Annotated in this window: 20 protein-coding genes; 10 read left to right on the top strand and 10 right to left on the bottom strand. The window is 41.5% G+C overall.

Annotated features, from left to right (window positions below; genetic code table 11):
• Window positions 1-58: 58 nt before the first annotated feature.
• The 7 genes from ACLL8Z_RS06570 to ACLL8Z_RS06600 all read right to left on the bottom strand — a co-directional run bounded on the left by ACLL8Z_RS06570 (window position 59) and on the right by ACLL8Z_RS06600 (window position 9,260).
• Window positions 59-820, bottom strand: a complete 762-nt coding sequence (locus ACLL8Z_RS06570; protein ID WP_411273965.1) for a DUF1080 domain-containing protein — start codon at window positions 818-820, stop codon at window positions 59-61.
• Between the two features lie 48 nt (window positions 821-868).
• Window positions 869-2,164 carry a Gfo/Idh/MocA family protein gene (locus ACLL8Z_RS06575; protein WP_411273966.1) on the bottom strand — a complete coding sequence of 432 codons (1,296 nt, stop codon included), beginning with the start codon at window positions 2,162-2,164 and terminating at the stop codon, window positions 869-871.
• Window positions 2,165-2,189: 25 nt separating this feature from the next.
• On the bottom strand, window positions 2,190-3,734 hold the full coding sequence (locus ACLL8Z_RS06580) for a RagB/SusD family nutrient uptake outer membrane protein (protein ID WP_411273967.1): 1,545 nt from the start codon (window positions 3,732-3,734) through the stop codon (window positions 2,190-2,192).
• 30 nt (window positions 3,735-3,764) lie between these two features.
• Window positions 3,765-7,097, bottom strand: a complete 3,333-nt coding sequence (locus ACLL8Z_RS06585) for a SusC/RagA family TonB-linked outer membrane protein (RefSeq protein WP_411273968.1) — start codon at window positions 7,095-7,097, stop codon at window positions 3,765-3,767.
• 98 nt (window positions 7,098-7,195) lie between these two features.
• Window positions 7,196-8,263 (bottom strand): FecR family protein, encoded by a 1,068-nt coding sequence (locus ACLL8Z_RS06590; protein ID WP_411273969.1) that lies wholly within the window; start codon window positions 8,261-8,263, stop codon window positions 7,196-7,198.
• An 89-nt stretch (window positions 8,264-8,352) separates the two neighbouring features.
• Window positions 8,353-8,919, bottom strand: coding sequence for an RNA polymerase sigma-70 factor (locus tag ACLL8Z_RS06595; protein WP_411273970.1), 567 nt, complete (start codon window positions 8,917-8,919; stop codon window positions 8,353-8,355).
• Between the two features lie 95 nt (window positions 8,920-9,014).
• Complete coding sequence (locus ACLL8Z_RS06600) at window positions 9,015-9,260, bottom strand: hypothetical protein (protein WP_411273971.1); 246 nt, start codon at window positions 9,258-9,260, stop codon at window positions 9,015-9,017.
• Between the two features lie 423 nt (window positions 9,261-9,683).
• Here ACLL8Z_RS06600 and ACLL8Z_RS06605 point away from each other — a divergent pair, with 423 nt between their 5' ends.
• Window positions 9,684-10,166 (top strand): transposase, encoded by a 483-nt coding sequence (locus ACLL8Z_RS06605; protein WP_411273987.1) that lies wholly within the window; start codon window positions 9,684-9,686, stop codon window positions 10,164-10,166.
• A 42-nt stretch (window positions 10,167-10,208) separates the two neighbouring features.
• Here the strand turns inward: ACLL8Z_RS06605 and ACLL8Z_RS06610 are convergent, their stop codons facing one another.
• Window positions 10,209-10,865 (bottom strand): SCO family protein, encoded by a 657-nt coding sequence (locus tag ACLL8Z_RS06610; RefSeq protein WP_411273972.1) that lies wholly within the window; start codon window positions 10,863-10,865, stop codon window positions 10,209-10,211.
• Window positions 10,866-11,031: 166 nt separating this feature from the next.
• Here ACLL8Z_RS06610 and ACLL8Z_RS06615 point away from each other — a divergent pair, with 166 nt between their 5' ends.
• Window positions 11,032-12,585, top strand: coding sequence for a hypothetical protein (locus tag ACLL8Z_RS06615; RefSeq protein ID WP_411273973.1), 1,554 nt, complete (start codon window positions 11,032-11,034; stop codon window positions 12,583-12,585).
• 25 nt (window positions 12,586-12,610) lie between these two features.
• Here ACLL8Z_RS06615 and ACLL8Z_RS06620 read toward each other — a convergent pair whose 3' ends face one another.
• A complete protein-coding gene (locus ACLL8Z_RS06620) occupies window positions 12,611-13,525 on the bottom strand; it encodes a serine hydrolase (protein ID WP_411273974.1) in 915 nt (304 codons plus the stop codon).
• Window positions 13,526-13,573: 48 nt separating this feature from the next.
• Complete coding sequence (locus ACLL8Z_RS06625; protein ID WP_411273975.1) at window positions 13,574-14,464, bottom strand: AraC family transcriptional regulator; 891 nt, start codon at window positions 14,462-14,464, stop codon at window positions 13,574-13,576.
• A 487-nt stretch (window positions 14,465-14,951) separates the two neighbouring features.
• Here ACLL8Z_RS06625 and ACLL8Z_RS06630 point away from each other — a divergent pair, with 487 nt between their 5' ends.
• The 8 genes from ACLL8Z_RS06630 to ACLL8Z_RS06665 all read left to right on the top strand — a co-directional run bounded on the left by ACLL8Z_RS06630 (window position 14,952) and on the right by ACLL8Z_RS06665 (window position 26,444).
• The gene (locus ACLL8Z_RS06630; protein ID WP_411273976.1) at window positions 14,952-15,989 is read left to right on the top strand and encodes a family 43 glycosylhydrolase; all 1,038 of its coding nucleotides are present in this window, start codon (window positions 14,952-14,954) and stop codon (window positions 15,987-15,989) included.
• A gap of 52 nt (window positions 15,990-16,041) precedes the next feature.
• Window positions 16,042-19,572 carry a PVC-type heme-binding CxxCH protein gene (locus ACLL8Z_RS06635; protein ID WP_411273977.1) on the top strand — a complete coding sequence of 1,177 codons (3,531 nt, stop codon included), beginning with the start codon at window positions 16,042-16,044 and terminating at the stop codon, window positions 19,570-19,572.
• Window positions 19,573-19,608: 36 nt separating this feature from the next.
• Window positions 19,609-20,370, top strand: a complete 762-nt coding sequence (locus ACLL8Z_RS06640) for a ThuA domain-containing protein (RefSeq protein WP_411273978.1) — start codon at window positions 19,609-19,611, stop codon at window positions 20,368-20,370.
• Between the two features lie 35 nt (window positions 20,371-20,405).
• The gene (locus tag ACLL8Z_RS06645; protein WP_411273979.1) at window positions 20,406-21,524 is read left to right on the top strand and encodes a Gfo/Idh/MocA family protein; all 1,119 of its coding nucleotides are present in this window, start codon (window positions 20,406-20,408) and stop codon (window positions 21,522-21,524) included.
• A 36-nt stretch (window positions 21,525-21,560) separates the two neighbouring features.
• Complete coding sequence (locus tag ACLL8Z_RS06650; protein ID WP_411273980.1) at window positions 21,561-22,412, top strand: sugar phosphate isomerase/epimerase family protein; 852 nt, start codon at window positions 21,561-21,563, stop codon at window positions 22,410-22,412.
• A 208-nt stretch (window positions 22,413-22,620) separates the two neighbouring features.
• On the top strand, window positions 22,621-23,685 hold the full coding sequence (lpxK, locus tag ACLL8Z_RS06655; protein WP_411273981.1) for a tetraacyldisaccharide 4'-kinase: 1,065 nt from the start codon (window positions 22,621-22,623) through the stop codon (window positions 23,683-23,685).
• Window positions 23,657-24,478 (top strand): purine-nucleoside phosphorylase, encoded by an 822-nt coding sequence (locus tag ACLL8Z_RS06660; RefSeq protein ID WP_411273982.1) that lies wholly within the window; start codon window positions 23,657-23,659, stop codon window positions 24,476-24,478. Before lpxK ends, ACLL8Z_RS06660 begins: the two co-directional genes overlap by 29 nt.
• Window positions 24,471-26,444 (top strand): putative porin, encoded by a 1,974-nt coding sequence (locus ACLL8Z_RS06665; RefSeq protein WP_411273983.1) that lies wholly within the window; start codon window positions 24,471-24,473, stop codon window positions 26,442-26,444. The genes ACLL8Z_RS06660 and ACLL8Z_RS06665 overlap by 8 nt, the downstream gene beginning before the upstream one ends.
• Window positions 26,445-26,528: the final 84 nt, after the last annotated feature.

A 26,528-nucleotide genomic window follows, 5' to 3' on the forward strand; every position in this document is an offset into this window, starting at 1 on the left:
TCCTATTAAAACAACAGGGCTTTTTCTAAAGAGTCGCAGCACTCCTGCCAAGAAGTTACTAGTGAAGTTCTGGAGCCACCTGATCAGCCGAAGTCACCCCAGGCGCAAGCTCAATGATCTTAAAATTACGGAAGTGAATCTGTGCACCCTCGGCTTCCAGACAGAGATATCCCTTCTTTTGAGTTGATTTGCTTATTCCATTCACAAATTTGCCGTTGACAGCAAGTTTGATCACACCATCAACACAGACAACATCATAGGTATTCCACTCCCCTTTCCCCTTAACCCGGTTTTCAATCGACTTGCTTCTGGTACCTCGGGGGTTATCCGGGACAGTTACTACCCCACCAACACCAAAGAGTTCGCCGTGAACATAGGCGACCGGCGGCGTAACTCCATTCCGTATATTAAGATTGACCCAATCCAGATCGAGCATTTGAACTTCCACACCATCGGGCAAACGATTCTTCTCATCGGCATTGGCTTTGCTCCATACGAAAACTCCCGAATTTCCTCCTGGTTCGATATGTTTCCATTCAATATGTAACATAAAATTTTCATATTGTTTTTCAGACCGTACCACCCCGATAGGCAGACCTGTAGAAAGCAAGCTGCCATCTTTCTGTACCAACCAGGTTTCCTTAGTTGTATTGACATTAACCCATTTTAAGGGCTTATCTTTCTCCTTAGATTTTGAGACAATCGATTCCAGACTTTTAGCGGAACCGAACTCAAACATGATATCCTGTGCATAAGACATTCCGCTACTGATCAGCATAATACAGAGGAACATCAGCATCCTTTTCAATGAATTGTTCATCGACTTTTTTAAGTTAAATTGCATATTATATATGAGCATCCTGATTCCTTATAAAACCTTAGTAATTCCGGGTATCGCAACCCCAGGGCCAGGCCAATTCAAATCCCATCTATACTGATTAAATTCAGGACCTAAAACCTGGTTGGAATTGATTGCCTGCTCCCAGGTGATGGTCTGCCCGCTATAGCCTACCATTCTACTTAAAATTGCCAGCATAGTACTATTGGTCATAATTTCGCCGTCATTCATTGGTTTACCTTCACGAATCGAGGCGAAAAGTTCATTATGTTGAGTCTGGTACGGGTCTTTTTTTTCGCCCTGGTACTGCCAGTTGTTTTTACCGGTAATTTTATGTACGTCGCCACCAATGAAAGCATTGCCCTGAGTACCGGCTATCTCCACTGTATTTCTAGTTGAACACCCTAATTGCTGACGACAGAAATTAAATCCTTTGGCGCCGTTCTCATAGTCATATTCTATAGCAAAATGATCATATATATTCCCAAATTTCTCAGCAACTCTGGCCTGCCTTCCTCCGCTTCCGGTAGCTTTTACAGGCATTTTATCACCCATAGCCCATGACATCATATCCAAACTATGTACAATCATTTCTACGATAAAGTCTCCCGACAACCAGTTGTAATAATACCAGTTACGCATCTGGTATTCCATTTCAGTCCATTCCGGTTGCCTGGGCTTATACCAAACTCCATGACCATTACGGGTAGAGGAAATAGTTTTTATCTCACCAATTTCCCCATCTAACACCTTTCCAAAAAGAGCTCTTTTGGGATCATCGTATCGAAAGGTGAAACCCGATACCAACGAGAGTCTTTTTTCCCTGGCTATTTTTGCTGCTGCCAATACTTTACGTACACCAGGGGCATCCACTGCAACAGGCTTTTCGCAGAAAACATGTTTACCCGCATTTATGGCAGTGGTAAGGTGATCAGGACGGAATCCCGGAGGAGTGGTCAATAAAATTACATCCACATCAGATTCTATTACTTTCCTATAAGCGTCGAAACCCACAAATTTATTTTCATTGGTAACCTTTACCTTGTCCGGATGTGCCTTAAGAAGGATATCATAAGACTCATCCAGCCGATCCTGGAAAACATCTGCCATGGCAGTAATAACCACATCAGGATCAGCACTTAATGCCTGGCTGGCAGCTCCGGTACCTCTTCCACCACATCCTATCAACCCGACTTTTAATGTGTTTTTACTTTGGGAAAATGTGGAATTTGGAAATCCCAAATTTAACCCAATTGTACTCCCAAGTACTACAGCCCCAGTTGATCTTAAAAATGATCTACGGTTTGTTGCCCAAGATTTAGACATATTTTCTATCATGATTATTGATAATTTAATAATTTGGATTTTGAGTTATTTTGTCATTAATTTCCATTTCCACTTGAGGAATAGGCCATAGATAATCCCTATCAGCTCTAAATTTTCTTACAAAGCCATTATTCCAAATTATCCAATTCGAGCTGCCTTGAGCCTGGTAATACATTCCTTGTACCAGTCCAGCTTTTTCCTCACCAATTTTCCACCGGTTCATATCGAATAGGCGCAACCCTTCGAACGCCAATTCCACGGCACGTTCATTCCTAACTATTTTCCTTAATTCAGATTGAGTCTTACCTGTAGTAATGGGCGGCATTTCAACACTAGGGCGTCCACGAACATTATTTATTGCATTGTATACTGATTGGTCAAGCTCATTCAATTCAATTTTTGCTTCAGCGTACATTAAAAGTACGTCAGCATATCGTATAAGAATCATATTAATAGCTCCAATTCCCGGATTACCCTTATCCAAGTCATAGTCAATCCATTTTTTAAGATTATAGCCATGATCAGTAGCCCATTCATTGGCACTTACCCTATCAGTCGTTTTACTATCTGGCCAGGAGTTATATACACTGTTGCCGATGGGTTGTCCAGTGTAATAAGCGGTAAAATTCCACCGAGGATCAATGTTCTCATAAGGATTATTGGGATTTACCGACCCTTTGTATTCATATTTTTTAAATAAATTATGAATTGGTTCTACAACAGAACTTCCACCTATGGTAGCTGCAGAGTAAGCAAAAGCATTATATGTGTTACCACCTACCGTGTATTGCCTGTCAAAAATCACTTCTTTGGAATTTTTACCGGCATACTGAAACAGCTTACCATAATTCGGATATAACTCATATACGCCTAAATTCATCACCGCTTGTGCAGCATCACGCGCTATCCCCAACCGACCGTTACGGAGAGCTACCCTTGTTTTTAATGCTAATGCTGCTCCATGGGTTACCCTGCCCACATCAGTGCTGCCATAACTTTTGGGAAGAGCATTGGAACTAATAATAAGGTCTAATTCGCTAATTACAAAATCAACCACTTTGACTTTAGTATCACGACCTCTATGGTCATTGATTTCTAATGGTTCCAATAATAATGGGACATCGCCCCACAAGCTGGATAGTTGTGTGTAATAAAAAGCGCGCAGAAATCTGGCCTCGGCTTTCAGTCTTGCCAGCACTTTAGGATCACCAAGTTTAATGCGATCAATATTGGTAATCACATCATTTGCTTTTCGGACACCTCTATAGTATCGACTCCACTGAGCTGTTATCGCATCATTTACCGGGTCTATTGTACCCGCACCTACATCATGGAATGTTCCAGGACCTGATGAAGCACGATATCCTATATCAGTAACGGCGTCTAACTCTTGAACCATCTGTGGACCATCTAATTCACTATAAGCAGCATTCACCGCCAATAGTGCATCTCTTTCCTGTTGCCAATAAATCGTTTGAGAAGCTTCGCCAGGAGAGATCAAATTCAAATCATCCTCACACCCCAAAAAAACGAAAATACATAGCAATATACTTATACTAGCTTTTTTCATGATAACTTTCTTGTTTATATATTTTAAATATTAAAACCTAACATTCACACCTGCACTAACTATTTTAGTGTGCGGAGAGAACTGACTCCTCCCTCTGGGAGTTTCAGGGTCAAAAAACTTTGTGGGGGTAAAGGTTAACATATTTTCACCCGATACATGGACACGCAAACTTGCCAGCATCTTCTGAGGGATTGTATATCCAATTTGTAAATTTTTCAACCTGATATATCTTGTATCCTGAAGCCAGAAATCAGACAAATTAAGATTCCATGTGTTACCAGCTGTTACCAGTGGCCAGGATCCAACAGGATTTCTTATTGGATGATACGTTTCTCTAGCCATCTCTGCAGAAATAAAATTTTGCCAGTTAGGACCTTCTATCAGCGCTCCATCCATAGTATGCTCCTGTCGTAAAACACCTTGCCAGAACATTGCAATGTCAAAACCACGATAAGAAGCATTGGATCTGACACCAAATTCATATTTGGGATCTTCATTTGCCATAATATATTGGTCACCTCTTGGAAACATAGACTGAGAGATTACACCATCTCCATTTAAATCTTCATAAATAATATCTCCAATTTTCACCTTAGGATTGAGAGTTGCAGGATATTTTTTCAGATCAGCAGCGGTTCGGTACAAACCAGGCGATTTTAAACCCCGTAATGAATTAATTGATTGACCTTCTTGCCATACAGTGAATTTATCAGGAAAAAATGGGCCAGCTCCTTTCAAATCTTCTATTTTGTTAACCACATTCGAAAAGTTGACCCCTAATGAATATTGAAACCCCTTGTCTGGTCTGGGAGCACCGCTGTAATTTAAGGCCACTTCCCAACCGTTATTAGATACTGCTGCTGCATTTTGTAAAGGAGCAGCCACACCAATGGTGCTAGGAATCGGTAAATTAAGTAAAATATCGTCTGTGTATTTCCAAAAATATTCGGCAACCACCTCAAGTCTATCATTCAGAAACCCCATATCCAGGCCTATATTTGTCATAGTTGACGTTTCCCAGGTAATGTCCGGGTTTCCGGCGTTTGTAACAGCAGCAGCAGGAACCACAACACCGCCAAATTGATAACTCTGACTAAGATTGTAATTATTTTGAAACCTATAAAGGCCGATGTTTTGATTCCCTAATTGACCCCAGGATCCTCTGAGTTTCAGAGTATTAATTATTTTGCTGTCTTTTAAGAATTTTTCTTCGGAGATGCGCCATCCTGCAGAAAATGAAGGGAATAGCCCCCATCTATTACCCTCTCTAAATCTGGAAGATCCATCATATCTTATGTTAGCCTGGAATAAATATTTATCGTCAAACGAATAATTTATCCTGCTAAAAAAAGAACGAAGTCGCCATTCCTCTATAGAGCCACCAGTAGTCTGATTTTTTACGGCTCCAGCACTTAAATTCCGGAGATCATTGCTAAAAAAGTTATCCCTGGATGCAGCTGTCTGTTTAAGAAAGTTGCCTATTTCTTCATATCCAGCCATTGCCTGAACTTTATGTTTGACAAAAGTTTTATTATAATTTAGGTATGCCCTTTGGCTCAGCTCCTTTTGATTAAGTTGCGTTTCACGTAATACGCTCGTGGCAAACCATCCGCCTACTGGAACTAGTTTACCGGTCAAATAATTCCTCATACCAGCAAGTCCGTCGTTGAATACAGATCCACTAACCCCTGTTGAATTCATGGAAACATTTCCCTCAAGTGAAAGTGCCTTGTTAATGGCGTAAGTAAAGCCCACTTGACCAACAATGTCGTCACCAATACTACTAGTTTCACCCAGACTTACCATTGCACGTGGATTCCATTGACCACTTATCAAGTCATACGTTCCATCAGGATATTCACTTACAATATTCCTATTTGTGTGCAGAAGACCCTGGACTATTTGTTGACCTGTAAGTCCAGGTCCACTGAAGTCTCTATTTCTGTACATAAGGTTCGTATTGAGAGTTAGTTTTTTAGATACGTACAGGTCAGAATTAAGACGTAAACTTATCTGTTTGTTATTAAAATTTTGGAGAATACCATCCGAATCAAAATAGTCTGCTGAAGCAAATATTTTCCCATTCGTTCCACCACTTGATATGGTGACTGAATGACGCTGATCGGGAGCATTGTAATTAAATATTCCATCTTCCCAATTGGCGAAAGGAAATTCTAAAGGATTGGTGCCAGCCGCAACATTTTCAATATACTTCTCGCTAAATGCAGGAGCACCACCAGCATTTACCTGTGCTTCATTTTCCAGTCTCAACCAGCTGACAGGATCTGCTTTTTCAGGAAAAATAGTTTGATTCTTCCATCCTATATTATTGTTATAAGATACAAAAATGCCGCTTTCGGCACCCCGCTTGGTTGTAATTAGAATAACACCGTTTGCTGCCCGCGAACCGTAAATTGCAGCGGACGCAGCATCCTTTAAAACGGTAAGTGATTCTATGTTGCTGGGTTCAACAGTTGAAAGTGACTGCTCAATGCCATCCACTAATACTAATGGGTTGGAATTGCCCAAGGTACCAACTCCCCGAATTCGTACCCCAACGTTTTCTCGTCCGGGTTCTCCTCCTCTATTTAGAATAGTTAATCCCGGACTCATCCCTTGCAATGCCAATGCAGTATTCGTAACAGGACGTTTTGCGAGAACCGCACCTGATACCGTACTAATAGCACCTGTGAGATCGGCTTTCTTCTGCGTACCAAACCCTACCACCACCACTTCATTTAATGCTGTATTCGCAGCTTCAAGTTTCACATTAACAGTATTACGTCCATTAATGGAAACTTCCTGTGTGATAAATCCGATATAAGTAAAGACAAGAACGCTGTTGTTATCAGCAGCATTGATGGTGTACCTTCCGTCCATATCAGTGGTAGCCCCAATTGTGGTTCCTTTAAGTTTTATGCTTACCCCCGGAAGAGTTTCACCTTTCGAATCTGTAACAAGGCCCCGCACTACAATGTCCTTTATCTCTTTGTTTTGAGGTGATATAACAATCAATCCGTTTTCAAGTACACGAAATTTCAGGCCTGTATCTTTCAATATCATTTCCAGAACATCCATAACCGGTGTGTTTTTAACAGAAAGGGTAATCAATTTATCTGCAGGTAGGTTCTCTTCGCTATATAATAGCCTGATATTACCCTTTTGCTCAAGAATGGAAAAGGCCCGCTTAAATTTCAAGTTCTGGAAATCAAGGTCAACTTTCACATTTTGAGAATAACCGTTCGCTGATACTTTCAGGACAAGCAGAAACGTTAATATGATTGTCCAGTTGAGCATTAATAAGAGTTTTTTGTTTGAGAATTCAGGAAACAGAACTTTATTGCATAGTTCTTTTTTTTTCATAATTTTGTGGATTACAAGGTTAATAATCTGATTATTAGTTCGCACGACGGTTGGATGATTAAAGGCAGGGAATGTTGGCGCATTTCCTGCTTTTTTGTTCAGTAAATTCTTACTTCATTTTCGTTGAGTTTATAGTGAAAGGATTTTATTAATTGCATGGCTTCTAAGGCCTGTATAATATTCTCTTTTATAAAAATTCCTGTAAAGCGGTATGACTTAATAGTCGGGTCATTAAGAATGATCTTCACATTATACCAGCGCTCCAGCTTTGGTAACAGATCTTCAAAGGATTCATTCTGAAACACCAGCTTATTTTCAATCCAGGAAGTTTCCTGTATATATTCCTGATCTCCAAGCTTCACCGGAGATATGTTTTCAATCATCAAAACAGAGCTGCTATTCTTGTCTGCCAAATTTCTGTTTCTGTCTGCTAAATTTCTGTTTTTTTCTACTAATGCGAATTTTTCGGATGGCTTAAGTACAAATTTCTGATCTGAGCGGCCGTTAACAGTTAGTTCAATAGATCCTTTCAGCAAAGTAGTTTCTGATTCCCGGTCGCCGGGATACTCTTTAACATTAAACTCCGTCCCCAGAACTTTAATTGCGATTTTACTGGTCTTAACCACAAAGGGGCGTTCTTTGTCATGAGCCACTTTGAAAAATGCTTCCCCTGTAAGTGATACATCGCGCTGATCATGACTTTGCATATCCAGATCATAAGACAACCTGCTATCGCTGTTAAGCCTTACCAGGGTACCGTCAGGAAGTTTAATTTCCTTTCTAATGCCTTTGCCAGCAAAGATTTTCACCCGTACTTCCTTGCGTGATGACGTGTAGAACTTTGAAAAATAAAGACTGGTGGATAAAATAATCAATGCAAGTGTTGCATAAACAAGAACATATTTCTTGAAATAGCCTCCCACTGTTTTCGATGGAGCTTCAAAATCCAGATCATCAGGAAATTTTAACTTATGCTTGTCAAAGGCCTCAGTCACATCTGCCTGATCTCCTTCGTGTCCGAAATCCCAAACCTGCTCAAGTAAAGCCTCATAGTAAACAGCATCAGGATACTGCGATAACAAATAGGATAATTCACCCAACTCAAGATGCGTAGCCTCCCCAGCAATCTTCCGGGTTAATAATTCAACTATGCGATTTTCATGCATGAGTAGTTAGGGTACTTTTTGGTTTGTTTACTTTAAGGACAATGATAAAAGAGGAATTCCCTAGTCTGAATGTATTTTTATTTTCCGCCCTATTTTATCAGAAACTCGGCCTTAAATATTTTGGCGAGTTTTTGAGTGGCAGCGACCAGATGAGCATCTACTGTTTTTACAGATATAGATAGAATTTCGGAAATTTCCTTATAGCTCAGATTATTCTCTTTAGACAGTTTAAATACAAGCTGACATTTAGGTGGCAATGATTGAATAGCATTTTCAAGCCTGAATTTCAATTCATTATCAATTATTATTTGTTCAGGGCTGGAACTGTCAAAGAAGAAATTTATATTTACGCTATCCAATGAAGTTGTTTTATTCTTTGATTTTTTCTTGAGAATATTTAAGGAGAGATTTTTTGCTATGACCAGCGCATACACATGAACATTATTGATCGATGAAAGTGTCTTTCTGTTCTTCCAGAGAGCGATCATCACATCCCCTGCTACCTCTTCTGCTTCTTCATTGGAATGGAGTATACAAAATGCAAATTTCTTTGAAGGCATGTATAAAAGATCAAAAAGCTCTCTGTAGGCAAGTTCTGTACCTAATTGGGCAAGGCGCCTAACTATATCAGGAAGCTCATTAAATTGTTGTTTCAAGAAAACGGATTTTGATATATCCTAAGGTAACAGAAATTTTATAAATGCAAAAAATAATTATTGAGGTAATGCCGAGCTTATTTTTTCAAGGCCGATCAGATTATATCAAACACTTCTGGTGCAGAGATCGCACCTGCATCCTGCTTAAAACCTGAAATTATAACAAGCTGATATTCAGGGCTGTTATCAATCATTTCATGTGAACCCCTGATCAGATCCGCATCCAGCGGGATCACGTCCATCACATATCTGAAACCCGCTTTCTTTTTCAATAACTTATATCCTTCACCGTTCTTACTATGACAAGAAATACACTTTGCTTCATAAATCGCAGATCCCATTTTAGGATCCGCGGCACGGTCAAGAAAATCGTTTTAGAGCACCTAAATTAAAAACAAAAATTAGGTACTCTAATTGGTACCAGAAACCTTGCGAAACTAGGGTAAAGATTGGGATAGTTAAAAACATAAACACCTGTAAATCAGATAATCTACAGGTATTCGGTCTTTGACCCCAACGGTGTAGGCTTCATTGAGCTTAATAATTTCTTGATCTCCTGGGGTTCCGCCCGGTGGATTTTCAACACAGATTTTCCCACTATCAAGTGCCCGCGAAAGGTCTTTACCGAACGTTTCGATTGTGAAATTAAGCCCTATTACAGAAGGATGCTTCGGTCAAATGATCTTCTTGCAAGAATGGCATTTAAAAAGGGAAGAACTTATGGAACTGTTATCTTTGATTTAGTACAGTAGGAAGTCATCGATCTGCTACCAGACCGGGAGGCGGATAAGTTAGCTGAATGGCTTAAAAACCACCCGGAAGTGACGACAGTTTCCAGAGACAGATATGCCCCCTATGCATTAGGTGTAAAAACGGGTGCTCCTCAAGACAGACAGGTTGCGGACTGTTTTCATTTGCTGATGAATCTTGGTGAAGCGACTAAACGGGTTTTTCAATCCAAAGGAAAAGAGCTTAGAGAAGCATTTAATCTTTATATTAATCCTCGATATGAGAATCCACAAGCAGATTTTATTCAACAGCTAAACCGAAATAAAATAGAGACTAGCGAAACGATACTTTCCTCCGCTGATATTAGTGTTGACAAGCAGCATAAATTTGGTAAGGTCAAAGAGCTTCATGCCAAAGGCTTTTCAATCCGGCAAATAGCCAGAGCAGTCAACGGTAGCCGGGTGACTATCAGGAAATACCTGAATATTGGCAAATTCCGCATAATTCACCAAAAATGACGAAGAACCAGTTTCACCGGAATATACATGCAGAAAGCAGATTTACAAATCTTTAAGTAATCCTAGTATATCTTCACTAATCCGTGGCTCTTCAGCTTCAAGCGTACCATTATATAAGCCCCGTATATGTCCTTCTCCATCAATAAGAACCAGGTTTTCAGTGTGTAGGAATTGCCTTACGGATTTTGACAGTCCGGGCTCTTCTTCAATAAAATAGCTTTTCCTTGCCAGTTTATATATTTCCGTTTTATCTCCAGTAAGGAGATTCCATTGCTTTCCTGGAATGCCATTTGATCTGGCATATTCGGCAAGCTTTTCGACTGTGTCATTTTCAGGTGTGACACTGTAGGAGAGAAAGAGTACTCTGGAATTATCTTCAAAATTGGAATGCACCTTTTTCATGGTGTTCTTCATTTTTGGGCAAACTGACTGGCAGGCTGTAAAGAAAAAGTTTACAAGTGTTATCTTCCCTTTTAGGTTCTTCTCAGTAATAGCATCGTTAGATTGATTAATCATCCTAAACGGAGCAATCGTATGCAGTTTGCCTGGCCCGATCTTATCCAGGCTCCACAATGGAGTAAATGAGGCTTCATTGTAATTAAGGTACCCTAAGCTCATCGGTTTGATGGAAAGAGTTTGCCGCCAGTAAGGTAACCGCTGCTGCGAGTAAACAATTCCTGTTAGGAATTCATTTTGCATTATTTATTGGAATTAATTATTTAAATATTCACATTGCTCATTAATAACCTTGCTTTTCTTTGAGTCCGTTTATTTCTAATTTTTATTAGCTTCGAATAATATTTGAGATAATGCTATAAATTTCTAAACGCTTCGCTGAGCTACATTGTTTAAATGGCCAACATCTATGAAAAAACTATCGATTTCAATTCTCTTTTGCTTAATTACCTTATTAACCTTCGCTCAATCAGCGCCGGTAGGGATATTTCAAAATCATGCGGATATCGGAAAGCCAAAGCTCGCTGGTTCTTCCGGGTATGACGCGGAGACCCAAACATATTCCATTAAAGGCGCGGGTTATAATGTATGGTTCAATAGGGATGAGTTCCAGTACCTATATAACAAGATCAAGGGTGATTTCATACTTACGGCAAATTTTCAGTTTGTAGGTGACAAAGGAAATTTGCACCGTAAAATTGGCTGGATGATTCGCGAAAGTAATGATGAAGCTTCCGCCAGCATTAGCGCTGTGGTCCATGGCGACGGGCTTACGGTGATGCATTGGAGGTCAATAAGGGGTGCTTTTATGCGAGACCCGCAGGACGAAATATTCTACGCGAAGAAGAAACTTCAGGTTATTCAGTTAGAAAGGCAGGGAAAGAAAGTAACGATGCGGGTAGCTAACTGGGGCGAGCCGCTTCATGAAGTGGGGACTCGTGAGATGCCCGAAATGTCTGATGAGGTATTGGCTGGCCTATTTATTTCATCGCATGATCCTGATGTGGTAGAGGAAGCCAAAGTTTGGAATGTGAGGATTGACAAGCCTGTTCCTACTAATTACCATCCTAACCCTGCAGTACGGAAAACCCTTAGCTCCAACCAGGGAATTTTGGGCTGTCGGTTGGAAACCATGAGTATCGCAGATGGAAAGAGAAGAGTGATCATGGAAAGCTCCGGGCGTTTTGAAGCCCCCAACTGGATGCCTGATGGAAGGAGATTACTGTTTAATGAGCGAGGAGCCCTTTACACCATAGCGGCGGGAGGCGGAGTTGCAGAAAAATTAAATACAGGGGAAGTGAAAAGTATTAATAATGACCATGGTATATCCTTTGACAATAAAATGCTTGCTATCAGCGCCGCAGGTGCAAATGGCGGATCTGTGATATATGTATTGCCTTTATCAGGCGGAATTCCCAGACAAATCACTGCAGAAACGCCTTCTTACTGGCATGGCTGGGCACCAAATAATAAGGATCTCCTTTTCGTAGGGCAGCGTAATGGGAGCAAAGTTTATAATTTATATGCTGCAGATATTAATACGAAGGTTGAAAAGGCTCTTACTACCAATACTTCAGGACATGTTGATGGACCGGAGTACTCTCCCGACGGGAAATATATTTATTACAATGCCAACCCTACCGGTACCATGCAGTTATGGCGGATGAAGCCCGATGGAACCGGAAAGGAACAGTTGACTTTTGATGAGAACAACAATTGGTTTCCTCACATTTCACCGGATGGTAAATGGATAGCCTATATTTCTTTTCTTCCGGATATCGATCCGGATTCCCACCCCTCTTACCAAAGGGTAACCTTAAGGCTGATGCCGGTAAACGGGGGGGCTCCAAAAGTAATTGCTTATCTATATGGCGGACAGGGGACCATCAATGTAAACTCATGGTCGCCGGATAGTAAATCTATTGCCTTTGTAAGTAACTCTGAAAAAACTGAAGTTAAGTAGCGCAGAAGAGTTTTGGGAAAAACTTTTAATCCGCATATTTTTCTAACCCTGCGGAAGGTTTCCATTGCGATTTAGGCTCGAAATAATTCCAGAGTAATTTTGAAAGATTCCGGATCATTTGGTATCCGTCGTTATCCGAAGTCCAGCTGATGTCTTTTTGATTATTGGTAGCTATGCAGAATACATAATCGCCATGGGGAGCATTTACTAAAACTACTTCTGAACGTGAGCGGTCTACGGCACCTTGCTTAGAAGCGGCCTGAACGTAAGGCGGGATCTGCGATAAGGCCTCCGCATCCCAATAAATTCGTACCATATTACGATACATCCTCTCACTGGCGGCAGCACTTACTGCAGTACCGTGATGGATCATTTTTACCAAATTTGCCATTTCCCGGGGTGTGGTTTGTCCCCAGCCATATTTACGCCATTCTCCTTGCCTGCCCGCTGTACGGGAGTTCATCCGGGTATAGATAAAGCCATTTGCTTCCAGCCACTTGTTTATATTTTCCCCTCCCACGAGTTTTTGCAGCCATAAGCTTGCAGTATTATCGCTTGTTGTGATACTTAACATTTGAATCTTGCCAAGTTTGATTTTCTCACCATCTTTAAATGATCCTAGAATATCCTCTCCTGCATAAAGCAAACTATCTTTATAAATCAGGCTTTCATCATACTTCAGCTCGCCTTTCTCAATTTTATCGAATACGCCTATCATGATCGGCACTTTGATCATACTTGCAGTAGGAAAAATTGTGTCAGCATTTACTTGAGCAATCTTGCCTGTCTTTAAGTTTTGAACGTAGATTCCGACATTTCCCTGAAATCCTGTTACCAGTTCCTGAAGCTTCAAATTTAGTTTTCGGTCAATTTTTTCTTGTGCGCGTACACTCATGGTACAGGCTAAAAGACAAGCTATCACTATTGAAGTTTTACTCATTGTTTTTTTCTCCAAAGTAGTAAAATATGATAAATATCCAGCCTCCGATTAATTGCGATATGAATCCGAGGAAACCTGTAAATACTCATTTCTGTAAGAATGCGGCTGCTTCTTCATTACGTTCTTAAATTGCTTGTTGAAGTTAGAAAGAGTTTGGAACCCGCACTCATAGCCAATGGAATCTATATTCATTTTTTCTTCCTGAAGTAATTTGCAGGCATATTCTATCCGGATTTCCTTTAGGAAATCGGAAAATGACTTATTGACACGCGATTTAAAATATCTGCTGAATGAAGTACGGGTCATATTTACTAAAGCTGCAACTTCTTCTAGTTTTATCTTTTGCCTGAAATTTTTCATCACGTACCCGTAAACTTTGTCCATTCGGTTAGTTTCAGCTTCAGTGTTTGATGATGCCAGATGATTGTGAGTAATGACATTGCACTCATTGGATTTTGCCAGGACGTCTAATATTTTAAGCAGGTGAATAATGCTGTCCATTCCTCGCAGGCCCAACAGTGCCCTCATCATTTGACATACCTTGGTTTTCGTGGTTCCGGTAATCTCAAGGCCGCGCTCAGATTTTTGGAAGAGCCTTTTAATACTATCCATTTCTTCCTTCTGATGCAGAGTTTCGCCAAGGAAATGATCATGGAAATAAATTACAATTACGGTAGTGCTTAGCTGGCTGTTCTTTTCAAAATACTTGTTGTCATTCCGCCATACATGCGGCAGGTTTGGGCCTGTTAACACCAGGTCGCCCGCCTTAAAGGACTTAATATTGTCGCCCACAAAACGCGTTCCTTCTCCTTTTGTCACAAACGAGAGCTGAAACTCGGGATGTATGTGAAACGTGGGATCGAAATAAGAAGCATCTATTTTTTTGATGATAAAGGCTTTATTTTCCGGAATAGCCGACTTTGATATTACATGTTTCATGAAGTAATAATATATCTTGATGTCTGGTTTTCGAAAGATATTTATGACACAATTTAGGGATTATCGGAATGCTTTCCAAGTGGCATCCTTCACACCCGCCGACGCAACCGCTGCGTTCAATTCATTTAATACCTCGTTCTACAGCGGACGCGATAAATCATACATAGCATAAATCCTATTATAGACGGTTGTATTTTTTAGATCACAAAATAGCTCAGATTCGAAAATTTTCTATCGATCAACCATGCGCCTTCATAATATTATCCTATAATTGATATTTTGTACTTAAATATTGATATAATAAAGTCATAATTGGATAACATGTAGTAAGTTTTGCCTCACAATAAAACTTACAATTGTATTGTAAGCCAAAAGAAATAAAAAGAATATTGCAGCTAACGATGCGTCTACACAGCAGGTATGGCTGAAGTAATAAACAGCATATTTGCTATAACAAGAATGAAATGATAACCAAGAGCCGTGGCTTATGAAGAAGATACTATTTCTGTTGAGTTCGCTGCTGATAACTGCTATTGCTGCGTTTGCGCAGGAAAATACATTTACAAATCCTCTGTTACCCTCCGGAGCTGATCCGTTTAGCTTTTACAGGAAGGGAAATTATTATTATACACATACCCTCGGAGATAAAATTGGATTGTGGAAGACCAAAAACCTGGCCGACCTGGTTTCTGCAAAACAAACCATAATCTGGACCCCGCCTCCGGGGCAGTTATATTCTAAAAGCTTATGGGCGCCCGAGTTTCACTTTATTAAGGGTAAATGGTACGCCTACTTTGCAGCTGACAACGGTAAAAATGAAAATCACCGGATGTATGTGCTCGAAAACTCCTCTAATGATCCGTTTAAAGGAGAGTGGACATTTAAAGGAAAGGTTGCAGCCCCGACCGATAAATGGGCCATTGATGCCAATATTTTTAGGCATAAAGGACAGTTATACATGATATGGTCGGGATGGGAAGGCGATGTTAATGTGCGCCAAAATATTTATATCGCGAAAATGAAGAACCCATGGACAATCGGATCGGAACGGGTGATGATTGCTACGCCCCAATACGAGTGGGAAAAGAACGGCGATCTAAACGATCCGAACAATCCTCCGCATGTGGACGTAAACGAAGGCCCCCAGTTTTTAAAGAACAAAGACAAGCTGTTCATCGTGTTTTCGGCAAGCGGATGCTGGACGGATTTCTATGCATTAGGCCTGCTCACATTCACCGGTAAAGACGATCTTCTGGACGCTGCGTCATGGCGGAAAAAAAGCATGCCTGTATTTGAGAAGTCGCCCGAAAATAAGGTGTATGCACCGGGGCATAACTCCTTTTTCAAATCGCCCGACGGTAAGGAAGACTGGATACTTTATCACGCCAATTCAGAACCCGGGCAAGGCTGCGGAAAGAAACGCGCCCCGCGGGCTCAGCGCTTTAGCTGGAAAGCAGATGGAAGCCCTAATTTTGGTGTGCCTATGAAGCCGGGTATCCCAGTAAATAACCCAGGAGAAAAGTAAATTTTTAAAAAATTAATATTGTTACCTGATGAAATATTTAAAACACCTACCCATGGGAAGAATCTTTTGTTTGTTTCTCTTGATGAGCCTGCTTGTAAACGGCTGTTCCAATAAATCCTTAACAGGTGGAAGAAATGCAGTACGTAATGATATCAGTCCCCGGCGGGCCGAAATTTTATTCTTAGGAAATGTAAGTAAACATCATGATTCGGGGAAATACGCGCCCTGGCTTGCTATAGCTACATTTAAAAGCGGAATAAATATTAGTTATACAACGGAGCTTAGCGATTTAAATTCCGATAACCTGTCTAAATATGATGGCCTGGTCATTTATGCCAATCACGATACTATCTCGGCGTCGCAGGAAACGGCATTGAAGAATTTCGTCGAAGGCGGAAAGGGCTTAATTCCTCTGCATTCGGCTTCGGGATGTTTTAAAAATTCAGAATGGTATATTAAAGCAATTGGCGGTCAATTTGCATCGCATGGAAAAGGCTCTTTTACGGCCCGGATGACGAATAAATCTCATCCTGTCACCACAGGGCTTTCAGAATTCGAAACGACTGATGAAACCTATGTTCATCAAAAGTTAAATCCGGATATGACGATCCTGATGGAACGCGTGGAGGGAAACAAAACGGAACCATATACCTGGATTAGGAAGCAGGGACAAGGCAGGGTCTTCTATACGGCTTATGGGCATGATGACAATACCTGGAAAAAGTCCGGATTTTTGAAATTACTTACTAATGGAATTCTCTGGGCTGTTGGCGATCGGGTTAAGAACCAGATAGCAGCGCTGAAAATTCCGGATGTGGATATATATGCGGATACCCTTTCGAATTTTATGGCGCGCCACCTTGTTCCAAAAGTACAGGAAGGATTAAGCCCTGAAGAATCTATGAAGCTTATGCAGGTGCCGGTCGGTTTTGAAATCAAGCTTTTCGCTGCTGAACCTGACATCACCAACCCCATTGCTATGTCGTGGGATGAAAAAGGCCGGCTATGGATTGTAGAATCTGTGGATTATCCTAACACTTTTATTGAAACTGATGGTGCTGCCAACGATCGGATCAAGATTTGTGAAGATACAAACGGTGATGGAAAAGCAGATAAGTTTACCGTATTTGCAGATAAGCTCAATATTCCAACAAGCATGGTTTTTGCCAACGGAGGTGTAATCGTATCAATGGCCCCGAACTTTGTGTTTTTGAAGGATACCAATGGCGATGACAAGGCAGATATTCGCGAGAATATTATAACAGGTTTTGGCAAGAACGATACACACGCCGGACCATCTAATCTGCAATATGGGTTCGACAATAAAATTTGGGGCGTGCTGGGCTATTCCGGCTTTAACGGTACTATTAACGGAAATAGTGTAAGATTTGGTCAGGGTGTTTATCGCCTTGACGTAGATGGGAAAAACCTTGAGTACCTGGCCTCAACCAGTAATAATACCTGGGGTCTCGGGTTCTCGGAAGACAATAACGTATTTATATCGACAGCTAATAACACCCATAGTGCATATTATTCAATGCCTGCAAAATACATGCAAAGGGGCCTGTCGGGAAATAATATTCAGGCGGTTCAAAAGCTGGACGGACATTATGATGTTCATGCGATGACCCCCAACCTGCGCCAGGTGGATGTGGTCGGCGGATTTACATCTGCCGCTGGGCATCATCTGTATACCGCCAGGAATTTTCCAAAGGAATACTGGAACAGAATTGCTCTCATCTGCGAACCTACTGTACGACTTATTCATAATGCGGTTATGGAGCCGAAAGGAGCGGGGTTCACGGAAAAGGATGGATGGAACCTATTAGCAAGTTCGGACGAATGGGTTGGCCCTGTTCAGGCAGAAGTGGGGCCGGATGGTGCAGTGTGGGTTGCTGACTGGTACAATTTCATTATACAGCACAATACATTTGTTCCGCGTCAGGCTCCTACTGAAGTAATCCTGCCGCTTACACAGGCAGATCAGAAAGGCGGCCAGGGCAATGCCCTCGCCACTAATTTAAGGGATCTTGACCGTGGCCGGGTTTACCGGATCGTATATAAACAAGGAAAATCATATACTCCAGTTAAATTAACCGCTGGTGACGTTCCCGGCTTATTAGCAGGTATGGAAAGCGATAATATGTTCTGGCGCATCACTGCACAGCGTTTGCTCGTGGAGTCAAAAAATCTGGCTGCGCTTCCCGGACTTTACAAGCTGATAAATGACCAAAAAGTTGATGAAATCGGGCTGAACGGGCCGGCAGTGAATGCACTCTGGACTTTACAAGGCTTGGGTGTGTTGAATCCATCAAATCCGGAGGCATTACAAGTTGTAACCAAGGCTTTTTCGCATCCTGCAGCAGGAGTCAGAAAGGCGGCAGTTGAAGTATTGCCCAACAACCAGCAAAGCTCTGGAATTATCCAGCAAAGCGGTTTGATCAGGGACCGGAACTTAAATGTCCGCAAGAGCGTACTCCTTGCTTTTACAGCCCTGCCGCCGTCCAGGGAATTGGGAGCCTTGCTTTATGAAGCCAGCAAAGATCCGGAAAATGAAAAAGACGAATGGATTGTGAAAGCAATATCTGCCGCGGTAATAGCTCAACGCGAAGGCTTCCTCGCTGCTGCTGCTACTGTTCAGTCATCGGCTGATCCTGCTAAATTGAATTTCAGTGATCGTTTGACTACCCTGGTGAATCAGGAAATTTATGTACTGGACAGAAGGGCTCCATTTATTGTTTCTCCGAATGTCACGGGAAAAGAATTGATTATCAAAACCACCTTGATACGAAGAGGAGGAGGCTTACAGGGAGTGATCGCGGCCCAGGGGAATAAAACGGATGGGTATGCATTATTTCTACAGGATGGAAGGCTGAATTTCCAGGTGAATCAGGAAGGCAAAAACTATATCATACAAAGCGTCGATACGCTGAAGGAACGTTCCGATGTATTGGCAAGTCTAAGCCATACCGGAATGATGGACCTCCGGGTAGATGGAAGAAGCGTAGGCCATGCTATGGCGCCTTCTCTATTTAGCAAGCCTTTAGTTCAGGAATTCCGCATCGGAAGGGACATAGATGGGAACGAACGGGTAGGCAATTACCAGGGACAGTTTCAATTGAGAGGGGAAATGCAAAATGCAACAATCGAACTGAAGGATCCAGTTATCACAACTTCTGCCACCTCAGGCCCGACTACAGTAGCATCGGTGGTAATTAGTATCAAAGTAGTACCTGATATGATGCAGTATGATAAAAAATTATTTAATGTTAAAGCGGGCCAAAAGATTACCATTGATTTTCAAAACCCTGACGGTATGCAGCATAATTTGCTGATCATAAAACCGGGTTCCCTGCCGAAGGTGGGTGCAGCGGCTGATGCCATGCTAAGAGATCCGAAAGCCGCGGATAAAAATTATGTACCAGACATGCCGGAGGTATTGCAGTCAATTAAGCTGCTAAACCCGGAAGAAAGCTTCCAGTTAACCTTTACCGTACCCAGCCAACCGGGCGATTACCCATTCGTTTGTACCTTCCCGGGACACTGGAGGGGCATGAATGGGATAATGAGAGTAACTAAATAAAATTAACCACAGATTTAAACACTAATACACACTAACATGATAGTCGATCGACTTTTCCAATCTTCCCGCAGGGTGTTTTCAATACTTGTTTGCGGACTTATTTGCGTTTTATTGGGTTCATGTGCTGTCAAGTCGGCCGGAACCAATGCTTCATCCAAAAGTATCCGGGTTTTAATGGTCGGTGGGGGATCCTCGCATAATTTCGATACCTGGTATAAAGATGCGGATGCGAAAACCTTAAGCACTGACGGTCTGGCTACGGTTACCTACACGAGTAATACAGACTCTATTGGGGAATACCTTAAACAGTCTGACGTACTTTTTCTAAGCAACAACCAGCCCATCAAAGATCCGAACGTTCGTAAAGCCATATTCGATTTTGCGGCTCAGGGGAAGGGTATCGTATTATCTCACGCTGCATTATGGTATAACTGGAAGGATTGGCCGGAGTATAACCTCCAATTAGCAGGCGGTGGCTCAAGGGGCCACGACCGTTACGGCAGTTTTCAGTTTAATGTGGTGAATACGAATCACCCGATCACAAAGGGAGTAGAATCAGGGTTTACGTTGAAAGATGAACGATATTATTATATACCCGATCCAGCAGGGCCAGGCATTGAAGTGCTGGCCACCAATACCGTTGCTGGTTCCGATAAGATTTACCCCACAGTTTTTGTGGTGAAAAATCCCAATGCCAGGATTGCTGCAATCTCCCTCGGACATGATGCGGAATCGCATAATATTGCTAACTATCAAACGCTTTTACGCAACACAGTTAAATGGGTAGCCCGGAAATAAGACACTAATTTATGTATATTCAAACAAGCTAAAAAATGGACGACAGAAAAATTACCGTAGTTATTGTAGGGATGGGTTTTGGGAAAGAATTCATTCCAATTTATCAGAGCCATCCTAATATTAAAGCTGTAGGCATTTGTACCCGCAACAAAAACACCCTTGCAGAGCTTGCGGCCAAATTCAATCTTGATAAAGATCTCTGTTTCGAGAATTTCGAAGATATTCCCAAGCGCAGTGATGTAGATGCCATTCACATCGTTACGCCAGTTCCGGAGCATGCAAAAATGACCCTGGCCTCTTTAAATGCCAATAAGCATACCGCATGTACTATACCTATGGCCATGACCGTGGAAGATTGTAAAGCCATTGTAGAGGCAAAACGTAAAGCCAATAAAGTGTATATGATGATGGAAACAGCCTTGTATACCCGAGAGTTTCTTTACGGCCTGAAGCTTGCGGAAACCGGCGCTCTTGGAAAGATCCAATTTGTCAGAGGATCGCATATCCAGGATATGAGCATGGAAGGATGGGCTGAATACTGGAAGGGCTTTCCCCCTATGCTTAACGGTACGCACGCCATATCGCCGCTTCTACGAATTAATAACACAAAAGCAGAAACCGTTGTTTGCCATGGCTCAGGAAGGCTAAGTGACGACCTTGCCAAACAATATGGCTCGCCTTTCGCGGTGGAAACAGCAACTTTCACCTTGAAAAATTCGGATGTAATTGCGGAGGCTACGCGGTCTTTATTTGATGTCGTCAGGCAATACCGGGAAAGCTATGATGTATACGGCACGAAGATGTCGTTTGAATGGGAACAATTGCAGGATGAAACACATATCATTTTCGACGGTGGTGAGAGTGCCCGGAGAATAGATGTTCCTGACACTGATCAAATGCTTATTGAAGAAATTGCTCACTTTACGCGGCGGGAAAAAATAGATGATCCTAACCATGTTTCTTTTCTTCAGGGTGCCGGGCATGGAGGTTCACACCCTCACCTGGTGCAGGAATTTGTAGCCGCTATTATTGAAGGCCGAAACTCAGCTGTGGATGCGGATGTAGCTGCCAATTATACCTGTGCTGGTATTTGCGCACATGAGTCGGCAATGAACCATGGGAAGCGGGTGAGTATTCCTGATTTTGAATTGTAATTGTGAAATAATATTCGGATTTCTTATTTAATTTTTATGCAGTTTGGAGTAAGTACGTTTCTATGGGCTTCGCCTTTTAGTACAAAATCTTTTGACCTTGTTTATAAGATCAAGGACATGGGTTTTGACATTATCGAAGTAGCGGTTGAGAACAGAGATCTGATCGATTGGGTGAAGCTTAAAGAGATTGTAAAAGACACTGGCTTACAGGTCACAATTAGCGGGGCCTTTGGGCCGGAGAGAGATATTTCCAGCAATGACCCCGCTATCCGGGCAAAGGGCCTGAGTTATATTACCGACTGTATAAGTATTGCCAGGGATATGGGAAGCCCGATATTCGGCGGGCCGGTATATTCGGCAGTTGGCAAAACCAGGTTTATTTCCGACGATCAGAAAAAGAGAGAGAGGGGCTGGTGCATAGAGAACCTTATTAAGGTAGGGAAGTTCGCCGAAGACAACGGAATTATTGTGGGCCTGGAGCCATTGAACAGGTTTGAAACGGATATGATCAACACCGCAGACCAGGCTATTTCATTAGTTAAGGAAACAGGTCATCCTAATATTAAAATTCAGTTAGACACCTTTCACTGTAATATCGAAGAGAAGAGCATTCCGGAAACCATACGTAAGATTGGCAAAGATCTCCTATGTCACATCCAGGGAAACGAGAGTGACAGAGGTACTCCCGGAACAGGAAATGTAGACTGGGTAGGCATTAGGGATGCGCTCATTGATATAGAATATGACCGGGCTATCGTCATAGAAACCTTTGGGGAAGTATCAGAAGAGATTGCCCGGGCTGCCAGTATATGGCGGCCATTAGCGAACAGCTCTGATGAACTTGCAATAGAAGGACTTCAATTCTATAAAAAGCTTTTTAGTAACTAACATCTAAAATCCGGGTTTCTTATCATCAGAGCCGCTACTGTGTATCCATTAGGCAAAACCTACTTCTGGCCTATGATGGGAGTTTTGCATCAATAGATCAACCGGGGATAACCTCACCGACATACGCCAAACTATCTTTGTAAACCAGGGTTTCGTCTTACCTCAGAAGGATGAAATCAAAAGTGTATTTTTGCTTAAGTCTATTTTTATGAAATCACTGAGGTCACTATTATTTCCCTTGTCTTTAATTTATGGTTTGGGAGTGATTATGCGTAATCTGGCATTTGACCTGGGTATCCTGAGCTCAAAGGAATTTGATTTACCCATTATTTCTGTTGGTAACCTTTCTGTTGGAGGTTCCGGGAAGAGTCCAATGACTGAATATTTAGTTCGCCTGTTGAAGGATAAATATAAATTGGCTACCCTTAGCAGAGGATATGGAAGACGATCAAAAGGCTTCCGTTTGGTGCAAGAAAATTCCTTGAGTACTGAGGTAGGAGATGAGCCCTTACAGTTCAAAAAAAAATTTACTGACATAACCGTTGCTGTGTGCGAAAATAGGGTAGAAGCGGTAATAAGGCTGGAGAAATCCCATGGACTTATTATCCTTGATGACGCATACCAGCATAGGGCATTAAGGCCAGGATTTAGCATTTTACTTTTTGATTATAATGATATTTCCAATTTTAAGATGTTACTACCTGCGGGAGATTTGCGGGAACCGGTTTGGGAAAAGGACAGGGCAGACATTCTTGTGATAACGAAAACGCCACCAGGGCTGAATCAGCCCGACCGGCAAGAAATCTTAGGCTTGGTCAAACCAATAAATCAACAGGAGGTATTTTATTCATATCTGGAATATGGTGATCTGAAGCCTATTAATCAAGAAATGGAAGATCGGGCATTACTTTCTATCAAAGTATCGGCAAAGATCATTTTACTTACCGGTATTGCTAATCCTGCACCTTTATTGTCAGGAATAGGGGGTTATACGCAGTTCATAACTCACCATAGCTACCCGGATCATCACAACTTCAGCAAACGAAATATAATTAGACTTGTACAAGCATTTAACGCAGTAGTAGCGGATGATAAACTAATAATAACCACTGAAAAAGATGCTCAAAGGCTGGGATCTGTTGAGGTAAAAGAACTTTTAAACGATTTACCGGTTTATTATCTGCCTGTCCGGGCAGAGATTCATGAGCCTGAACGAGCTCGTTTTAATGAATTAATAGAAAATTATGCAGCAGAATCTACCATTGACCACTGAATATATTAAAAAGAAAATAGGTGATTTTGAACCGGAGATAGGGATCGTATTGGGGACTGGACTAGGCGGACTTGTGGACGATATAGAAATTAGCCATAAATTAATGTATTCCAATATTCCTAACTTTCCAATCTCTACACTTGAATTTCATTCTGGCCGTTTGATATTTGGGATGCTTGGTGGAAAGCGAGTTGTTGCCATGCAGGGACGACTGCACTATTATGAGGGCTATGATATGAAACAGATCACATTCCCGGTAAGGGTGATGAAGATGCTCGGAATCTCAAAACTAATAATCTCAAATGCCAGTGGTGCGCTTAACCCTGATTTCAGAAAAGGCGATCTGATGATTATAGATGATCACATTAACTTACAGACAGATAACCCGTTACGGGGTAGAAATTCAGAAAATCTAGGACCCCGTTTTCCGGATATGAGCGAACCATACAATAAAGAGATGATTTCTGCAGGCATGGCAATTGCCAAAAAGAACAATATTGATTGTCATAAGGGAGTTTATGTTGCAGTTGATGGCCCCAATCTCGAAACGCGGGCCGAGTACCGGTACTTACGTATCATAGGCGGAGATGCGGTGGGAATGAGCACCGTCCCGGAAGTCATTGTAGCAAATCATATGGCATTGCCCGTTTTCGCAATCTCTGTGGTTACTGATGAGGGTTTTCCCGATTCACTACAAGCAGTTTCACTTGAAGAAATCATTAAAACTGCCACTGATGCTGAGCCGAAAATGACAAAGGTATTAAAGGAGCTACTTCTACAATTAAATGATTAAGCATTTAGTTTTATTTATTGTTTTGCTGTGGACTGCGAACGCTTTTGGACAAGTTCCACCATCTTCTGCGGGTGGAACGATGAGCCTGGACTCATTGAGACTGAAGGAGGAGTTTTCTCAGGATTCCGTTATATATACATCAAAATTCGTCCGTTATACTAATTTAAAATTATTCAGAGAGGGTACACAAACTATTGGAATCGACACAACTCTGATAAACTTCCAGAATTACAGCGCACTATACCAACCGGAGAATCCTACTATTGGATTGGGAGTTAACGGAATCGCTTACCGGGAAATGCTTTTCCGGCCTTCTAAAACTATCGGGTTCGACGCGGGATTTCATTCTCTGGACCTATATCGTCTGACGCAGGATTCTTTGCGATTTTACCGTACCAGAACACCTTATACAGAACTTTATTATGTTAACGGCAAAACCGTTGAACAGACCTTTAAAGTTACCCATTCGCAAAATGTCAAACCCAATCTAAATATAGGTGCGAATTTTAACAGACTTGGTGGAGACGGACTTTATAAAAATCAGAAATCTGATCATCTAAATGCCGCTTTATTTGCCTGGTATGAATCGCCGAACAAAAGGTATAATATAGTGGGTGATATACTTTTTAATAAAATTAAAGCCGGTGAAAACGGTTCGACAATTAATGACACCATATTTAAAGGCGAATCACTTGCAAAAAATGCTGAGGCAGTTCGTTTGGCAGCTACCGGTGCAGACCGCCCCATGCAGATTTGGCGTCGCACCCAGTATTTCCTTAGGCAATACTATTATATTGGAAGAAAGGACAGCCTGCCCGGTACGAATGGATCCGAAAGAATACTTCCAACGCAAAGGGTGTCTCACTCAATCTCATATACCCGCGACCGCTATCGTTTTTTCAGAAATGAAGAGGATCTATTTGGAGCCTTTCCAGTGTTGCCCTCTAGAGATTATACCGAAACAAATGACTCCACAAGAGTAACAGACCTTCGTAACGAGTTTAACTATAGCTTCTACCTGAGAAGTAAGGCAGTGAGTTTTTTAAAGAATGAAGCGAAATTAGATTTGGGTATTCAGAATAACCTCTATCATTATGAACAATTGGAATATCAAAAGAACTTTTCCAACACAACATTAAAAGCCGGATTCTCATATCGTTTTAGTGATAAAGCTGGAATTGAAGCCGATCTGCAACAGATTATGCAAGGTGCTAATTTCGGGGATTTTTTGCACGAGGCAAAGGTGAATTTCCTTTTAAGTAAATCTCTTGGCCGGATTGTATTGGGAGCTTATACTCAAAATAAGTCACCTGAACAGATGTATGAACGGGTTAATTATCAGTATCATAGTTGGGAGAAAAGTTTCGACAAGACAAAAGTCAATAGTTTATCCTTCCTATATGAAAATCCAAAATACAGATTATCCGGAAAGGCAGAGTACTTCCTCGTGAGCAACTATCTGTATTTCAAGGAGACTACTAGCTCCCAGCAAATTGAACCCACACAATTTGGTTCAAATATCAACTTGCTCAAGCTGACTATAATGAAGGATTTCAAGTTCAGGAGGTTTAGCCTTGATAATTATATTGTCTACCAGAAAACAGATTTCCAGGATATTCTACGCACCCCTGAAATTTATACTTACAACAGTTTTTATTATGCTTCCAGGTTATTCAAAGTATTATACACTAATATTGGATTTGATCTCAGGTTTAACACTCCATTTAAGGCTCCTGCATATGCTATTAATGTGAGTCAGTTTTATAATGACAACCAGGGCCTGGAATATTCCACCTATCCGGTCGTGGATGTTTGGGTCAAGGCTACACTTAAACGCACTAACCTATTTATTAAATACGATTACGCTAATCAGAACCTTTTTTCCCGTGGATATTATACCGTTCGCGGTTATCCAATGCAGGATGCTTTACTGAAATTTGCTGTTAGCTGGAAGTTTTATAACTGAGGTCTGAGGTCTGAGGTCTGAGGTCTGAGGTCTGAGGTCTGAGGTCTGAGGTCTGAGGTCTGAGGTCTGAGGTCTGAGGTCTGA

Origin of the sequence: Daejeonella sp. (genome assembly GCF_046590655.1) — a bacterium.
Lineage (GTDB): Bacteria > Bacteroidota > Bacteroidia > Sphingobacteriales > Sphingobacteriaceae > Daejeonella.

Bases quoted from the DNA above. Each gene is read 5' to 3' on its own strand.
- ACLL8Z_RS06570 (WP_411273965.1), bottom strand. From the start codon at position 820: ATGAACAATTCATTGAAAAGGATGCTGATGTTCCTCTGTATTATGCTG.
- ACLL8Z_RS06575 (WP_411273966.1), bottom strand. From the start codon at position 2,164: ATGTCTAAATCTTGGGCAACAAACCGTAGATCATTTTTAAGATCAACT.
- ACLL8Z_RS06580 (WP_411273967.1), bottom strand. From the start codon at position 3,734: ATGAAAAAAGCTAGTATAAGTATATTGCTATGTATTTTCGTTTTTTTG.
- ACLL8Z_RS06585 (WP_411273968.1), bottom strand. From the start codon at position 7,097: ATGAAAAAAAAAGAACTATGCAATAAAGTTCTGTTTCCTGAATTCTCA.
- ACLL8Z_RS06590 (WP_411273969.1), bottom strand. From the start codon at position 8,263: ATGCATGAAAATCGCATAGTTGAATTATTAACCCGGAAGATTGCTGGG.
- ACLL8Z_RS06600 (WP_411273971.1), bottom strand. From the start codon at position 9,260: ATGGGATCTGCGATTTATGAAGCAAAGTGTATTTCTTGTCATAGTAAG.
- ACLL8Z_RS06610 (WP_411273972.1), bottom strand. From the start codon at position 10,865: ATGCAAAATGAATTCCTAACAGGAATTGTTTACTCGCAGCAGCGGTTA.
- ACLL8Z_RS06615 (WP_411273973.1), top strand. From the start codon at position 11,032: ATGAAAAAACTATCGATTTCAATTCTCTTTTGCTTAATTACCTTATTA.
- ACLL8Z_RS06620 (WP_411273974.1), bottom strand. From the start codon at position 13,525: ATGAGTAAAACTTCAATAGTGATAGCTTGTCTTTTAGCCTGTACCATG.
- ACLL8Z_RS06625 (WP_411273975.1), bottom strand. From the start codon at position 14,464: ATGAAACATGTAATATCAAAGTCGGCTATTCCGGAAAATAAAGCCTTT.
- ACLL8Z_RS06630 (WP_411273976.1), top strand. From the start codon at position 14,952: ATGAAGAAGATACTATTTCTGTTGAGTTCGCTGCTGATAACTGCTATT.
- ACLL8Z_RS06635 (WP_411273977.1), top strand. From the start codon at position 16,042: ATGGGAAGAATCTTTTGTTTGTTTCTCTTGATGAGCCTGCTTGTAAAC.
- ACLL8Z_RS06640 (WP_411273978.1), top strand. From the start codon at position 19,609: ATGATAGTCGATCGACTTTTCCAATCTTCCCGCAGGGTGTTTTCAATA.
- ACLL8Z_RS06645 (WP_411273979.1), top strand. From the start codon at position 20,406: ATGGACGACAGAAAAATTACCGTAGTTATTGTAGGGATGGGTTTTGGG.
- ACLL8Z_RS06650 (WP_411273980.1), top strand. From the start codon at position 21,561: ATGCAGTTTGGAGTAAGTACGTTTCTATGGGCTTCGCCTTTTAGTACA.
- lpxK (WP_411273981.1), top strand. From the start codon at position 22,621: ATGAAATCACTGAGGTCACTATTATTTCCCTTGTCTTTAATTTATGGT.
- ACLL8Z_RS06660 (WP_411273982.1), top strand. From the start codon at position 23,657: ATGCAGCAGAATCTACCATTGACCACTGAATATATTAAAAAGAAAATA.
- ACLL8Z_RS06665 (WP_411273983.1), top strand. From the start codon at position 24,471: ATGATTAAGCATTTAGTTTTATTTATTGTTTTGCTGTGGACTGCGAAC.